12 protein-coding genes are annotated in these 15,117 nt (G+C 71.7%); 5 read left to right on the forward strand and 7 right to left on the reverse strand.

Translation table 11 applies throughout. The features are described from left to right. Positions 1–9: 9 nt before the first annotated feature. Both ACGFW6_RS28625 and ACGFW6_RS28630 read left to right on the forward strand, forming a co-directional pair. Positions 10–1,374, forward strand: a complete 1,365-nt coding sequence (locus tag ACGFW6_RS28625) for a GH1 family beta-glucosidase (protein WP_393515825.1) — start codon at positions 10–12, stop codon at positions 1,372–1,374. 126 nt (positions 1,375–1,500) lie between these two features. Beyond that, entirely contained in the window at positions 1,501–3,375 is a 1,875-nt protein-coding gene (locus tag ACGFW6_RS28630) for a discoidin domain-containing protein (RefSeq protein WP_393515828.1), read from the forward strand. 54 nt (positions 3,376–3,429) lie between these two features. On the opposite strand, the gene ACGFW6_RS28635 is transcribed toward ACGFW6_RS28630, so the two are convergent. From ACGFW6_RS28635 to ACGFW6_RS28655, 5 genes are read right to left on the reverse strand one after another with little or no spacing between them, the layout of a single operon-like run. Then, complete coding sequence (locus ACGFW6_RS28635; protein ID WP_393515831.1) at positions 3,430–6,351, reverse strand: hypothetical protein; 2,922 nt, start codon at positions 6,349–6,351, stop codon at positions 3,430–3,432. After that, positions 6,348–7,472: an AAA family ATPase gene (locus ACGFW6_RS28640; protein ID WP_393515834.1), complete on the reverse strand. Its 1,125-nt coding sequence runs from the start codon at positions 7,470–7,472 to the stop codon at positions 6,348–6,350. Before ACGFW6_RS28640 ends, ACGFW6_RS28635 begins: the two co-directional genes overlap by 4 nt. A 55-nt stretch (positions 7,473–7,527) precedes the next feature. Next, positions 7,528–8,952 (reverse strand): VWA domain-containing protein, encoded by a 1,425-nt coding sequence (locus ACGFW6_RS28645; RefSeq protein ID WP_393515837.1) that lies wholly within the window; start codon positions 8,950–8,952, stop codon positions 7,528–7,530. After that, positions 8,949–10,343, reverse strand: coding sequence for a hypothetical protein (locus tag ACGFW6_RS28650; protein ID WP_393515840.1), 1,395 nt, complete (start codon positions 10,341–10,343; stop codon positions 8,949–8,951). The genes ACGFW6_RS28645 and ACGFW6_RS28650 overlap by 4 nt, the downstream gene beginning before the upstream one ends. Further along, complete coding sequence (locus ACGFW6_RS28655) at positions 10,343–10,864, reverse strand: hypothetical protein (RefSeq protein ID WP_393515843.1); 522 nt, start codon at positions 10,862–10,864, stop codon at positions 10,343–10,345. The genes ACGFW6_RS28650 and ACGFW6_RS28655 overlap by 1 nt, the downstream gene beginning before the upstream one ends. Positions 10,865–11,080: 216 nt before the next feature. Between ACGFW6_RS28655 and ACGFW6_RS28660 the strand changes: the two genes are divergently transcribed. Continuing rightward, positions 11,081–11,479 (forward strand): hypothetical protein, encoded by a 399-nt coding sequence (locus ACGFW6_RS28660; RefSeq protein WP_393515846.1) that lies wholly within the window; start codon positions 11,081–11,083, stop codon positions 11,477–11,479. 36 nt (positions 11,480–11,515) lie between these two features. Here ACGFW6_RS28660 and ACGFW6_RS28665 read toward each other — a convergent pair whose 3' ends face one another. Together ACGFW6_RS28665 and ACGFW6_RS28670 are read right to left on the reverse strand one after the other, a co-directional pair. Next, complete coding sequence (locus ACGFW6_RS28665; RefSeq protein ID WP_393515849.1) at positions 11,516–11,845, reverse strand: deoxyxylulose-5-phosphate synthase; 330 nt, start codon at positions 11,843–11,845, stop codon at positions 11,516–11,518. Between the two features lie 134 nt (positions 11,846–11,979). Then, the gene (locus ACGFW6_RS28670; protein WP_393515852.1) at positions 11,980–12,927 is read right to left on the reverse strand and encodes an ATP-binding protein; all 948 of its coding nucleotides are present in this window, start codon (positions 12,925–12,927) and stop codon (positions 11,980–11,982) included. Positions 12,928–13,092: 165 nt separating this feature from the next. Here ACGFW6_RS28670 and ACGFW6_RS28675 point away from each other — a divergent pair, with 165 nt between their 5' ends. Next, positions 13,093–13,626: a GNAT family N-acetyltransferase gene (locus tag ACGFW6_RS28675; RefSeq protein WP_393515855.1), complete on the forward strand. Its 534-nt coding sequence runs from the start codon at positions 13,093–13,095 to the stop codon at positions 13,624–13,626. A 3-nt stretch (positions 13,627–13,629) separates the two neighbouring features. Beyond that, entirely contained in the window at positions 13,630–15,117 is a 1,488-nt protein-coding gene (locus tag ACGFW6_RS28680) for an ABC transporter substrate-binding protein (protein WP_393515858.1), read from the forward strand.

A 15,117-nucleotide genomic window follows, 5' to 3' on the forward strand; every position in this document is an offset into this window, starting at 1 on the left:
AGGATTTCTGTGTCCGACCGCATCGACCTCGCCGCACTCCCGAACGACTTCCTGTGGGGCACCGCCACAGCGGCGTACCAGATCGAGGGAGCCGTGGCGGAGGACGGCCGTTCCCCGTCGATCTGGGACACCTTCTCGCACACCGCCGGAAAGATCGACAACGACGACAACGGCGACGTCGCCTGCGACCACTACCACCGCTGGCGCGAGGACATCGGTCTGATGCGCCGGCTCGGCACCAACGCCTACCGGTTGTCGGTCGCCTGGCCGCGTGTGGTGCCGGGTGGGGACGGCCCGGTGAACGCCAAGGGCCTCGCCTTCTACGACGAGTTGGTCGACGGTCTGCTGGAGGCGGGCATCGCTCCCTCCGTCACGCTCTACCACTGGGACCTGCCGCAGGCGCTCCAGGACCGGGGCGGCTGGCCCGAGCGGGCGACCGCCGAGCACTTCGCCGAGTACGCCTCCGTGGTCGCCGCCCGGCTCGGCGACCGGGTCACCCAGTTCGCCACCCTCAACGAGCCCTCCTGCTCGGCCTGGATCGGCCACCTGGAGGGCAAGATGGCGCCCGGTCTGACCGACCTCACGGCCGCCGTCCGCGCCTCCTACCACCTCCTCCTCGGCCACGGCCTGGCGACGCAGGCGATCCGCGCCGCCGCGCCCGGCGCCGAGGTCGGCATCGTCAACAACCTCTCGACGGTGTACGCGGCCGGCGACCGCCCCGAGGACGAGGCCGCCGCCCGCCGCCAGGACGGCCACGTCAACCGCTGGTGGCTCGACCCGGTGCACGGCCGCGGCTTCCCCGCCGACATGGTCGAGACGTACGGCGTCGATCTCCCCGAGCGGGCCGGTGACCTGGAGACGATCGCGGCCCCGCTGGACTGGCTCGGCCTGAACTACTACTTCCCGGCCTACGTCGTGGACGACCCCGAGGGCCCGGCGCCCCACGCCCGCGCGGTCCGCCGCCCGGACGTGCCGCGCACCGGCATGGACTGGGAGATCGACGCGAGCGGCATCGAGACGCTGCTGCTGCGGCTGACCGAGGAGTACGGGCCGCGGAAGATCTACGTCACCGAGAACGGCTCCGCCTTCCCGGACGTGGTGCGCCCCGACGGCACGATCGACGACCCCGAGCGCCAGGACTACCTGATCCAGCACGTGGCGGCCTGCGCCTCCGCCGCCCGCAAGGGCGTCCCGCTGGCGGGGTACTTCGCCTGGTCGCTGCTCGACAACTTCGAGTGGGCGTACGGCTATGCCAAGCGCTTCGGCTTGGTCCACGTCGACTACGAGACCCAGGTCCGCACGATCAAGGGCACCGGTCACCGGTACGCGGACATCGTCCGCGCGCACCGGGCGGGGGCCGAGCGGGCGGCCTGACCCGACGGCGGTGGGTGTGGGAGCCGGAGCCCACGCCCACCGCTCCCACCCCCCTCGGAATGTCATGCGCACCAGCGACCGGCACTGACCTGTCATGAACACAACATCATCGATCAGGAGAGCCGCATGCCGACCCGCATCCCCCGTACCCTCCTGGCCGCCCTCGCGACGGCGGCCCTGCTGTCCTCGGGCACGGCCCTCGGCGCACCGGCGTCCGCCGCGTCCGCCGCCGTCGCCTGGGACACCGACCGCGCGAACGCCTCCTACGCCGCCGACCCGAACCGCGTCACCGCCTCCGGCAGCGAGAACGGCGCCACCGCCCCCGGCCTCGCCTTCGACGGCGACGGCGCGAGCCGCTGGTCCAGCAACTTCGCCGACGACGCCTGGATCCGCGTCGACCTCGGCGCCACGGTTCGGGTCGACCGGGTGGTCCTCGACTGGGAGGCCGCCTACGGCAAGAGATACGTCCTGGAGGTCTCCAGGAACGGCACCGACTGGACCCCCTTCTACACGGAGACCGCCGGCACCGGCGGCTCGGTCACCGCGCACACCTACCCGCAGGAGGTCACCGGCCGGTACGTCCGCATGCGGGGCGTCGAACGCGCCACGCCCTGGGGCTACTCGCTGTACTCCTTCAAGGTCTACGGCGGCGAACCGGCCCCCGCCTCCACCACCCGCGCCAACCTCGCCCTGAACCACCCGGCCTACGCGAACTTCTACCAGCACGCCGGCAACTCACCGGCGTTCGTCACCGACGGCGGCCGGCCGGCGGACCTCAAGGCCGACGCGTCCCGCTGGTCGAGCGACTGGAACGCGGACCGCTGGATCTCGGTGGACCTGGGAGCCACGTCCACGATCAACTCCGTGGACCTGTACTGGGAGGCGGCCTACGCGGTCGACTACGAACTCCAGGTCTCCGACGACCACCGCACCTGGCGCACGGTCCACCGGCCCTCGTCCGCGGAGGTCGCCGCCCGCCGCGCCAACGTGAAGTCCCCGGCGGAGGCGGTCGGCCTGCACGACACGATCAACCTCGCCTCCCCGGCGACCGGTCGCTACGTCCGCATGCTCGGCAAGGAGCGCCGCAGCTTCCACAACCCGGCCCCCGCCACGGCCCAGTTCGGCTACTCCCTGTACGAGTTCGAGGTCTGGGGCACGGGCGGCAGCGCCGCGGCGGCCTACCCCGCGCTCCCGGCCGAACAGCCGGGGACGTACCGGACCACGTTCTTCGACGACTTCACCGCCGGCGCCCTCGACCGCTCCAAGTGGCGCGTGGTGCGCACCGGCACCGAGATGGGCTCGGTCAACGGCGAGTCGCAGGCGTACGTGGACTCGGCGGACAACATCCGCACGGAGAACGGTGCGTTGGTCCTGCGTGCGAAGTACTGCAAGGGCTGCACGCGGGCCGGCGGCGGCACCTACGACTTCACGTCCGGCCGCATCGACACCAACACGAAGTTCGACTTCACCTACGGCCGGGTCAGCGCCCGCATGAAGCTCCCCGTCGGCGACGGCTTCTGGCCCGCCTTCTGGCTGCTCGGCAGCGACGTCGACAACCCCTCGGTCTCCTGGCCCGGCTCCGGCGAGACCGACATCATGGAGAACATCGGCTACCGCGACTGGACCAGCACCGCCCTGCACGGCCCCGGCTACTCGGCCGACGGCAACATCGGCGCCCGCCAGATCCTCCCGAACGGCGGCGGCGTCGACCAGTGGCACACCTACGCCGTCGAGTGGACCCCGACCGGCATGCGCTTCTACGTCGACGACCGTCTCGTCCAGGAGACGACCCGCAACAAGCTGGAGTCGACGCGGGGGCAGTGGGTCTTCGACCACAACCAGTACGTGATCCTGAACCTGGCCCTCGGCGGTGCCTATCCGGCCGGCTGGAACCAGGTGACCACGCCCTACTGGGGGCTGCCGCAGTCGAGCGTGGACCGGGTCGCGGGCGGGGGAGTGCAGGCGGAGGTGGACTGGGTGCGGGTGGAGCAGAAGGGGTGAGTGCCCCTGGCCGGTGGCCCGGCCCGGGTGCTCCGAACCGGGCCACCGCCTGCCTCATCCGCCGGCGAGCAGGGACTTCAGGGCGTCCGCCGTCCCCGGATGGCGGGCCGTGAGCACGGCCCCGCCCGACGGGTCCGGACCGGTCGCCGTCCCGGCCCACACGCCGTCGCAGCCGAGCAGTTCCGCCACGGCGTCACAGGTCGACGGGTGCGATGCCAGCAACCCCACGCCCGAGGAGAACGGGACCTCGGAGCGCGCCCACACGCCGTCGCAGCCGAGCAGTTCCGCCACCGCGTCGCAGGTCGACGGGTGCGCCGTGAGGAGCGCGGCGCCACGGCGGCTGACGTCGGGTGCGGTCTTCGCCCGTGCCGCGGCGAACGGATCCGTCTGCGGCATCTTCCAGGGCGGTACCCATGCGTCCAGTGCCGCCAGCCGGCCCGGGAAGACGCGACCGGCCTCGCGGATCAGCAGAGGGGCGAGGTCGGACGCGCCGGAGCGCAGGGTGGTGATCAGGAGCGGCAACCACGGCAGCAGCACCGTGTCCGGCAGCCGCCCGAACGCGTTCGACACCGCCTCCACGACCACGTCCGCCAGCCCCGGCACGGGCTCCAACGCGTGCACGAAGCCGCTCAGGTAGCGCGGATAGGCGGGCACCACCAGCGGATTGTCCAGCAGCTCGTCGCACCGCGCCCGCAGCTCGGCCCGGGACAGCGTGCCCAGCTGCACCTGCGCCGCCCACAGCAGTGCCGTCTTCGACGGCTCGTCGGGGTGCGACTGGGCGACGGCCAGCTCCAGCTGGGTCCGGTCGCAGCCCAGCGAGAGGGCCAGGCTCTCCATGCTGAACAGGAAGCCGAGCATCGCCGCGACCTGCCCGACCGTCGCGTCCTCGTCCCGGAACGCCGTCGGCAGCAGCGTGCAGTAGTGGGCGTACCCCGTCTTGACGAAGGACTCGATCCACGACGGCAGCACCGGCTCGCTGGTGCGGTAGTACGCCAGCAGCGCACGCACCCGGCGCAGCACCTCCGGCGCGCCGTCCACGCTCCGCTCGGTGGCGAGCAGCTTCAGCGCGTGCGTGCCCAACTCGTCCGCGAGGCGGCGGCTGCGCAGGTACAGGGTCGCGTCCTCGACGGCGGCCAGCACCGAAGCCGTCGTCGCCTGCGGCCCGTACGCCTCGCGCCGCAGCCGCTGCTCCAGGACCTGCTCAAGACTGACACCCTCGTAGCCCAGCTCGATCAGAGACCGCTGATGCGTGCCGAGCGCCAGGTCCCACGACTCCTGGATCGACCGCTCACCCAGCTTGCGCTCACCCATGATCGGCCGCGCCGCGCCCTGCGGCAGCAGCCGCCGCAGCATCCACAGCACGTCGGAACACGCCCGCAGTTCCGGCCGGGACGCCATGTCCAGCAGCGCCCGGCGCACCCCGCGCTGCTCGAGCTTCAGCTCCAGTGGTGCGAGCCGGTCGTACACATCGCGTGCGAGCGGCGGCAGCGAGTCGTAGCCGACCTGGCCGATCCGGTCGCCGCCCATCATGATCTCGACGAGACGCCGCACGTCCCGCCGCCCCGGCACACTGTCCTTCTCGATGCAGGTGACCGCCGCGTCCTGGAAGTCGTACGGCGTCGGCTTGGCCCGGTCCCGCATGCCGGCGAGCAGGATCGACGTCTCGAACACGGCGATGGCGTCGGCGGTGGAGGCCAGATAGCCGTTGCGCCGGGCCGCGCGCACGATGTCGACCGACCAGCCGAGCAGTTCGGCCTCGTCGAGCCCGTCGAGCACGGGCGGTCTGCGCAGGAAGCCGGACAGCTTGTCCGCGGCGACCGTGGACCGAGGCGCCGGGGCCACGGCGGCGGCCGCCGACTTCTTCCCCGGCTTCCTCGTCCCTGCCTGGCCTTCCAGCCGGAACGGCTTCACCCGGGTCCGCCGCAGGCTCTTCGCCCACTCGGTCGCCGCGATCGACACCGAGCCCGCCGCGAGCCCGAACTGCGCCTCGATCGCCGCGTGACTGGACGGGATCAGCCCGTACTGCCAGGTGGTGGCCGTACGAGGGGAGATCGTGAAGGTGTCCGAGCGGCCGTGCACGCCGAACTCCTCGACGCGGCTGGCCGCGTGGAACGCGCCGCACACGTACAGACAGTCCTCCGGGTCCGTGCCGGTGGCCGTCAGGTGCTCGCGCATCCGGGTCCACATGTACCGCTCGCGGTCCTCGTCCACCCGGACGCGGGACCGGTCGCCGGGGGCGAGCCGCCGGAACAGGCTGCCGATGAGGAACATGACCTGGCGGTAGGTGTCGTGATCGCTGTCCACGAGCGGGACTTCGACGTACTGGTGCCACCACTCCGACCAGTGCCGCACCTTCCCGTGGCGGAGCAGATGCTCCTCCAACTCGGCGAAGCGCGGCCGCAGGTCGCCGATCTCGACGCCGACTGCCTCGCCGTGCAGCGCGGCCTCGGGCTCGTCCGCGGGCGCGGCGCCCTCCTGGGCGTGCTCGCCTGCCCTGTCCCACTGGAAGACGTGGTCCGAGGACCGGTCGACGAGCACCAGCTCGACGCCCGGGGTGTCCAGGGCGTACGCGATCGCCTGGTACTCGGCGGACGCCTCCGTGACCGGCGCCACGACCGACAGCGGGGCCCAGTCGGCGGGAAAGCCGTCGACGTCGCCGGCGAACGCCTGCACCGCCACCGGCAGCCTGCAGTTGCGCAGCTCGGTCAGGAGCGGCGCCATGTCCTCGCACAGCTCCAGGTACACCACCTTGGGCTGCTTCTCGCGCAGCCGGCGGGCCATGGCGAGAGCCGAGGCGGGGGAGTGGTGACAGACAGGGAAGATCTCCAGCGGCTCGCGGACCGCGCGGTCGACGTCGTCGACCATGCCGAGAAGGATGCCCTCCAGGGCGTCGGGCCCGCCCGCGAACGTGGCCGCGGCTTGCTGTAGTTGGCCGCGGAGCGCGGCGAACGACGTGCTCTCCCGGGGTCCGCTCATGACAGCGTGGCGATCGCGTCGCGGCCGCCCTGAAGGAACTCGGGCCAGGAGCCGCCCTCCTCCTTGCTGCGCGGCTCGACCACACCGTGCAGGTACTTGTTGAGAATCGCCAGGTCCTCGGGCTCACGCCGAGTGAGGGAGCCGACGAGGGAGGACGCCAAGGTGCGGGCGGTCAGGGCGCGCTCACCGAAGAAGTTGCTGTGCAGGACGGCGTCCTCCAGCACGCCGATCTGCTCGGCCGTGGACAGCGCGGACTCCAGCTTCTCGTCGTCGCTGCCGGCCGCCGCGGCGGACGCCCGCAGGTCGGCGAAGCTCTGGAGCAGCACATCGAGGAGGGTCGGCGGTACGTCGAGGTCGATCGAGTGCCGGCGCAGCAGTTCCTCGGTGCGGAAGCGGACGATCTCCGCCTCGCTCTTCTTGTTCGTCACGACGGGGATGCGGACGAAGTTGAACCGGCGCTTCAGCGCGGACGACAGGTCGTTGACACCCCGGTCGCGGCTGTTGGCGGTGGCGATGATCGAGAAGCCGGGCTTGGCGAAGACGATGTTGTCGTCACCGGCGCCGCTCTCCAGCTCGGGGACGGAGATGTACTTCTCGGAGAGGATCGAGATCAGCGCGTCCTGGACGTCGCTCGTCGACCGGGTCAGCTCCTCGAAGCGGCCGATCGAACCGCCCTCCATCGCGGTCATGATCGGCGAGGGGATCATCGACTCCCGTGACTGGCCCTTGGCGATGACCATCGACACGTTCCACGAGTACTTGATGTGGTCCTCGGTGGTCCCGGCCGTGCCCTGCACCACCAGCGTGGAGTTGCGGCTGATCGCGGCGGACAGCAGTTCGGCCAGCCAGCTCTTGCCGGTGCCCGGGTCACCGATGAGCAGCAGACCGCGGTCGGAGGCGAGGGTGACGATGGACCGCTCGACGAAGCTGCGGTCGCCGAACCACTTCTGCGACACCTCCCGGTCCAGTCCGTCGGCACGCTCCGAGCCGAGGATGAACAGGCGGACCATCTTCGGGGACAGCCGCCACGAGAACGGCTTGGGGCCGTCGTCGATCGACTCCAGCCAGTCGAGCTCCTCGGCGTACTTGATCTCGGCAGGAGCGCGCAGCAGGTCAGACATGGGGGAAAGCCTTCCGTACGGTGATCACAACGAGACGTGGACGAACGCCGGTTGATCAGGTGAGAAACGTCTTGAGCTCGTGCACGAGCTTCTTGATGTGGCCGGAGATCACCGGCGTACCGAGGTCCTTGAACTTCTCCCGGAACCACGGGTTGACGCTGCCGCGCCCGGAGCTGGTCACCGACCCGACCGGGATGAACTTCGCCCCCGATCGGTGGACGGCGGCCATGCTCTCGAACAGCTCGTCCGTGCGCCATTCGTAGAAGTCGGAGATCCACACCACGACGGTGTTGCGCGGCTCGGCGATCTTCGGCTGGGCGAGCGCCATGGCGACGGTGCCGTCGGTGCCGCCGCCGAGCTTGGTCCGCAGCAGCGTCTCGAACGGGTCGTGCGCCCAGGGCGTGAGGTCCAGCGCCTGGGTGTCGTACGCGATCAGGTGGACGTCCACCTTCGGCAGCCCGGCGAAAATGGACGCCAGGATGGTGCAGTTGACCATCGAGTCGACCATCGAACCCGACTGGTCCACGACCACGATGAGCCGCTGGGGTGTCGTCCTGCGGCTGGTGCGCCGGTAGTAGAGCCGGTCGACGTAGAGCCGCTCCCCCTCCGGATCCCAGTTGGTGAGGTTCTTCCAGATCGTGCGGTCGAGGTCGAGGTTGCGGAAGACCCGCTTGGGCGGGACGGACCGGTCGATGTCACCGACCGTGGCCTTCTCCACCTGGGTGCGCAGCACCTGGGCGACCTCGTCGACGTAACGCCGGATCAGCGACTTGGCGTTGGCCAGGGCGACACCGGAGAGGTTGTCCTTGTCGCGCAGCAACTGCTCGATCAGGGACATGCTCGGTGTCAGCCGCGAGGCCAGCGCGGGATCGGCCAGCACCTCGCGCAGGTGCATGCGCTTGACGAGACCGGCCTCGATGGCGCCGAGTTCCGGACCGATCTCGGGGATCAGCCGGCTGAGGTCGGGGGTGGGTCCGCCGAAACCGGTACCGGTCGGGCTGACGCCCGGCCCGCCTCCCGCACGGCCGGCACCGCCCTGCCCGCCGCGCAGCTCGCCGGGCCGGCAGCCCAGCGCCCGCTCCAGCCATCCCGCGTCCGACTGCCAGCGCGCCAGCTGCTCGGCGGTGACCGTGCCGGAGCCGGTCGGGAACACGTTCAGCAGCACCTTCGACACGAGCGCCGCGCGCCGCACCTCGGCGGCCCGGTCCCGCCCGCCGTCCTCGTCCGGCCCGGGCGTCATCAGTCCGTCGAACTCGGCGGCCAGCCCCGGATGCCGCTGCACGACGGAGTCGACGGACGCCCCCGGGTCGAGCAGCGCGGACGGCAGGCCGATGTCCTCGACCACGGCGAGACTCGCCGACTCCAGGTCGGCCTGCTCCTCGGGGTCGAACAGCCGGGCCAGCAGCCGCCAGTACAGCACCTGCCGTCGGTTCTCGTCCGGATCGGGCGCGGGGGCCCCTTCGATCGTCCGCTCGCTCATTTCCGCAGCAGCCTTCCGGCACGTTCGCGCAGCACGGTGACCGCGTCGGTGGCAGCCTTCTCGGCCCGTACGCCGGCCTTGTCGGTCGTACCTCCGGCCCAGGCCCCGGCGTGTTCGGCGACGGACTTCTTCCGCACGGTCCGCTCGACGGCGAGCGGCTGCACCAGGAATTCCCCGGCATCCCAGCGGAGCAGCCCGATACACGCACCGGACGAGGCGACGACCTCGGGGGTGAGCGGACCGGCGGCCGGAACCCGGTCGGTGTCGACGGCGAGACGCTGACCCGCGACCTGGAACGCCACCCCGTCCTCCCCCTCCTCCACGGCATACCCCTCCAGCAGGACGGGCACGGCGATACGCGCCGGATGCCGGTCGAGCGGCGCCGTCGGGAAGGCGGCAGCGGTGGGCAGCGCCACCCGCGCGGTGGCGAAAACCTCCGCGGGCTCACCCGTGCGGGCCCGGGCGTCGTCCCAGATCAGATCGCCCTCACCGGTGACGGGCATCGCGTCGAGCTCCATCGCCCGCCCCTCGCTCACCGCGGCCAGCAGGGACATGTGCGGCCGCAACAGCTGCCACAGCCCGGCACCGACGACGGTGTCGGGTTTCGGCGCGGACACCGAGGCCCGCACCAGCCGCGGCGTGCCGCCGTCCGCCGGTTCGAACACCGCGTGCACCTGCGCCTGTACGGCGGTGGCGTGCTCCTGCACGTCGACACCGAGCGGCAGCAGACGGCCGGTCGCCTCGGTGCCGCCGGGAGCACGGGCCGCTGCTCCGGGCACCGTCAGCAGCATGGCGCGCGACCACAGGTCGGCCCACCGCCGCACCGGAACCCGCTCCAGGCTCGATCCCGGGCAGGAGGCGGCCAGTTCGGCGGCGAAACCGTCCAGCAGTGTGGCCAGGCGGCGCAGCGCGGTGTCGGGCAGCATCGCGGACACGACGGGCACGGCCCCGCCGACGAGTTCATGGTCGATGCCCCGCCATCCGGCCCGCGCGACGTCGCACAGCCAACTACGCGCCGCGGTCAGCAGATTGACCGCGTGCTCCGCATCGCCGGCCGTCGTGGGGCCCTGCTCGTCCCGGGGTCGCCCGACCGCCTCGTCCACGCGCAGAACCAGCGCGTCGTGCACGGAACCGAGCAGGGCGGTACGAGCGGCGGCGAGCGCGACGAAGTGATCCTCGCCTGCGGCTCCGGCAGCGGTCTTCTCGGCGGCCTCGGCGACCCGCGCCGCCAGTGGCGAGCCGGCGACGGCCTCGGCGAGAGCGGCCGGCCCATGGGCCTGGGCGGGGTGTGGACGCAGCAGACCGGCCACCAGCACGTCGTCGAAGGCGTCCACCGCGGCAAGGGCCTCGTCGAGCCCGTCGACGGCGTCGGTCAGCAGATCGGCACGCATCAGGCCACCGCCCTCGTCGTCGGGAACCACTGCATCTCGGGCAGCGGAGCGGTGGTCGGGGCGAGTTCGAGATACGCCAGATGCCGCAGGAACCGGCTGAACACCTGGGCCGCGGCCGAACTGTCCCCCTGCGCGGGCCGGGTGGCGGTCATCGCATCGGTGAGGGAACCCGCGTCGGCGGACGCGTCGCCGGCGACCTCGACCTTCAGATAGCGGCCCACCCGGTCGGCGCCGTACTGCAGCACCGCCTCACTGATCAGCGCACGTATGTGATTGCAGAACCACCCGCGCGCCCCACCACAGGGACGGTTGTTGTTGGTGCTGCACGCGAACGCGTACGTCCCCGCCTCGACCGACGACACATACACCCGCCCGATGTCCGAACCGCTGGACACCACACCCTGCAACCGCCCGTCGGCCAGCTCCACGAACGGCACCTTCGCGAGCTTCCGCGGGCGCGCGGACGGCACGACCCGTGCCGTACTCGACCTCTCCCAGACCGACAACGCACCATCTCCCATGCATGCGAAAGGGGATGTCAACGCCAGAGCGACGCAACGGGATCAAGCTATCGCCACCCACTGACAACGCCCCCGACTCCGGCCGACGGCTCGAGGCGCCGTGACGGGCGAACCGACCGGTCTCCGAAAATGCGAGTGCCGAGGGAGCCGCGGCCTGACACGATGAGGCGCTGCACGCATGGCTCGCGGGCCGAGGGCTTGACCGAAGGGGATTCCATGGCGGACTGGATCTACATCCTCAATCCGCGCAAGGACACCTTGGACGGGGAGCCGTCCGACAAGGAGACGATGCGGCAACTGGCGGAGGAGGAGCCGGAACTGGAGCTCTGGCTCAGCCGTCGCTACCGGATGCGGCCGGGCGACCGCCTCTGGTTCTTCTTCGCTCAGCCGGAGTCGGCGGTCGCCGCGGTGGCCGAGGTCGACGAGGAACCCCGGGCGGACGACGAGGACCCCGACGTTCCCTACCTGGTCGCGGTGACCATGATCACCGAGGCGACGAAGGCGCTGTACCGCGAGCCGGTGAGCCGTGAGGAACTCGGACTTGGCCAGGTGCGGTCGGTGCAGAAGGTCAAGCCGGAGGCGCTGCCCGCGCTGCTGGCACGGGCAGGGCTGTGAGGCAGCCGGGCTGAACGCTCGTGACCGGGAGGTGCGTCAGGGCATCTCAGGGCGGACGAGTGCCCGTGCGAAGGGTTCACCGGTTCGGCGCGCGTAGGCCATCCGCTCACGCACCTCCCGCACAGTGCGCGGGCGGTAACCGGGCCCGCCGCAGCAGCTCTTGTGGAACCGGACGCCCGCGTGCAGCAGCACGGACAGGGCCCGCCAGGCCGCGCGGTCACGGCGTGGCGGCGCGGCGAAGGCGGAGCCGACGTGAATGAGCGGCTCGGCGCAACGGGGGCAGATCCGCTGCCTGTCCACGCCGTACGGCTGCTTGTACGAGGCCCGGCAGGGCAGGCAGACGTACGAGGTCTTCGCGTGGGCCATGCCGTCAGCGTAGGCGGCCGCCTGACCGGAGTCGCCGGAATTTCAGGCGGCTGTCCCGCACGGTCCTCGTGGCGTGCGCCCGGCTCCGCCGGCACTCGGAGGACGTCGACCGGTGGCGGCAGGCCGGCCCGAGGTCAGGACAGGGCCGGCGGGCCCGGTACGAAGTCCGGGTCGATCTGGGATGCGAGGTCGTCGCCCGTTCTGGCGTCCCCCCAGGCGCGGGCGTTGCGCAGATGGAACTCGACGGCGTGGCCGTGCATCGTGGGCCAGTCCTTGGGGCAGGCGTCGACCGCCTCGCGCAGGACGTTGAGGGCGTGCACGTTGGCCGACTCCAGCTCGCCCTGTTCGCGGCCCTGTTCGGCCGCGCGGACCCAGGAGGACTGGACGAGGTGGGTGAGGAGGTCGTCGCCGACCTCCTCCTTGAGGAAGAGCAGGTCGTCCTCACAGGTCACCTTGTTGCCGACGACCGCGACACGGATGCCGAACTCGCGGGCGTGGTCGCGGTACTGGCGGTAGACCGAGACACCCTTGCGAGTCGGTTCCGCGACCAGGAAGGTCATGTCGAAGCGGGTGAACAGGCCCGACGCGAAGGCGTCCGCGCCCGCGGTCATGTCGACGACCACGTACTCGCCGGGGCCGTCGACGAGGTGGTTGAGGTAGAGCTCGACCCCGCTCAGCTTGGAGTGGTAGCAGGCCACCCCGAGGTCGCTCTCGTCGAACTCGCCCGTGACCATCAGCGGCACCTCGCCGACCCGGCGGACGTGCCGGGTGTGCAGTTCGTCGTCGCCGAGGAGGCGCAGGAGGCGGGAGCCGCGTCCCGGCGGCGTGGTCTTGATCATGGCGTCGGCGGAGGGGACGCGCGGGTTGGTGCCGCGCAGGTACTCCTTGATGTCCCGGACATGGGCGCCGAGGGGCGGGGCGTCCAGGGCGGCGCCGGTGTGGCCCAGCGCCTCGGCGAGGTGCTGGTTGATGTCGCCGTCGACGGCCAGCACCGGTGCGCCCGAGCGAGCCAGATGGCGGGTGAAGAGCGCCGACAGCGTCGTCTTGCCGCTGCCGCCCTTGCCGACGAACGCGACACGCATCAGCGGCCCGCTTTCGAGATCAGCATACGCTTGTTGAAAATGGATGTCATGTGGCAAGGTTGGTCGCGGTCCGCGATCACTGTCAAATCGCTTGAGCCGTAAGGGGGTGAGAGGTCATGAGGGTCGTCGTGATCACCTCTGATGCTTAATGCATATGATGTGCAAGTGCATGACTACAGCATCAGGGCGGCGAGCCCGGACGACCTGGACGCTGCGCGAGCCCTGATGCTCGACACCGTCCACCGCGATTTCGGTACCGGCTACGTGCCCCGCTGGCACGCGGACATCATCGATCCGGCCGCCGCCTACCTCGCCTCACCGCGCCACACCCTCCTCGTCGCACTCGACCCGCGCGACGGTGTCGTCGCCACGGCCGCCCTCGACTCGCGCGGCCCGGCCCACCCGCCGAACCCGCTCGACCTGGCCGAGCGCTACCCCTCCGGCGCGACCGCGCAGTTGCGCCGCGTCTACGTCCGCGCCGAGCACCGCAGGCGCGGCATCGCCCGGCGGCTCGTGCGTGAACTGCTGGCCTTCGCGGCGGCAGACGGCGGCTACCGCGCCGTCTATCTGCACACCGACCCGAACGTGCCCGGCGCCGAGAGCTTCTGGCGCTCGCTGGGCAAGGTCGTGCACGACGAACGCGGGGACACCGACGGCGGCAACGACGTCGTCCACTTCGAGATACCCATGGAGCGATAGACCGTGCGACGCCGACTCCGCCCGCTCCTCGCCCTGGTCCTCGCCCCGGTGCTGACCGGCTGCTTCGCCTCAGGCGGCGGCAGCGGCGCATCCACCGACTCCGGATCCCGCCTCCGGGTCGCCCTCGCCTTCCCGCCCGCCGAGAACCTCTCGCCGTACGGCGCCGACGCCACCATCCTCAGCCGCCTCGGCGTCACCGAGGGCCTGACCGCGCTGGACGCCAACGGCGTCGCCGCCCCCGCCCTCGCCGCCTCCTGGCGCCAGGAGGACGAGAGGACCTGGCTGTTCACCCTGCGCGAGGCCACCTTCCAGGACGGTTCGAGGGTCACCCCGGCCGCCGTCGCCGCCGCCCTCACCCACGCCACCCGGGCCGAGCCCGCGCCGGCCGCCCTCGAGGGAGTCACCCTCACCGCGAAAGCGGAAGGGGGCGACGGCGTACGGATCACGACCGGGGACCCCGACCCGATCCTGCCGCTGCGGTTGTCCAGCCCCTCCCTCGCCGTCCTGTCCGGCAAGGCGTACGACGAGAAGGGCGGCGTCGACCTCGCCGGCACCGCCACCGGACCCTTCGAACTCACCAAGGTGATGGGCACCACCGCGGCCACCCTCGACCGCTACGACGACTACTGGGGCGGACGCGCGCAGGCCACCGGCATCGACGTGAAGTTCGTCGCCGACGGCACCGCCCGCGCGAGCGCCCTGCGCACCGATCAGGTCGACCTCGCCGAGGCGATCCCCGTCGCCCAGGCCGCCACCCTCGACAAGGGCACCCGCGAGGCGACCGCCACGACCCGCACCACGAGCCTGCTCCTCAACTCGGAGAAGGGCCCCTTCGAGGACGCCGGGCTGCGGGCCGCCGTCCGCGAGGCCGTCGACACCTCCGCGCTCGCCAAGGGCGTCTACGAGGGATACGCCGACGCCGGCGCCGGCATCTACGGCCCCGCCGTCACCTGGGCCGCAGGCAAGCGGACCGAGCCGGTCGGGCGGGCGGCGCCGCAGCGCCCCGACGGGACCCGCGTCACGCTCGCCACGTACGACAACCGGCCCGAACTGCCCGAGGTCGCCCAGGTGCTGAAGCAGCAGCTGGAGAAGGCCGGTTTCCAGGTCACTCTCGAGGTGCGCGAGTACGCGCGGCTGGAGAGCGACGCGCTGGCCGGCAGGTTCGACGCGTTCGTCCTCGCCCGCAACACCCTCGTCGACACCGGCGACCCCGTCTCCGTCCTCGCCAGTGACTACACCTGCGACGGCGGCTACAACCTCGCCCAGCTGTGCGACAAGGACGTCGACCGCGCCGTCGCCGAGGCCGAGCGCGCCACCGACACCGCCGCGCGGCAGGACGCGGCGATGGCCGCCGAGGCCCGCATCCTCGGCACCGACGCCGTGCTGCCGCTGGTCCACCAGCGCATCATCAGCGGCGTCGGCAGCTCCGTCAGCGGCGCGCTCCTCGACCCGTACGAGCGCACCCTCGTCGGCACCGGCACCCGGCGCTGA

The sequence above is a fragment of the Streptomyces sp. Y7 genome, assembly GCF_043195415.1.
GTDB lineage: Bacteria > Actinomycetota > Actinomycetes > Streptomycetales > Streptomycetaceae > Streptomyces.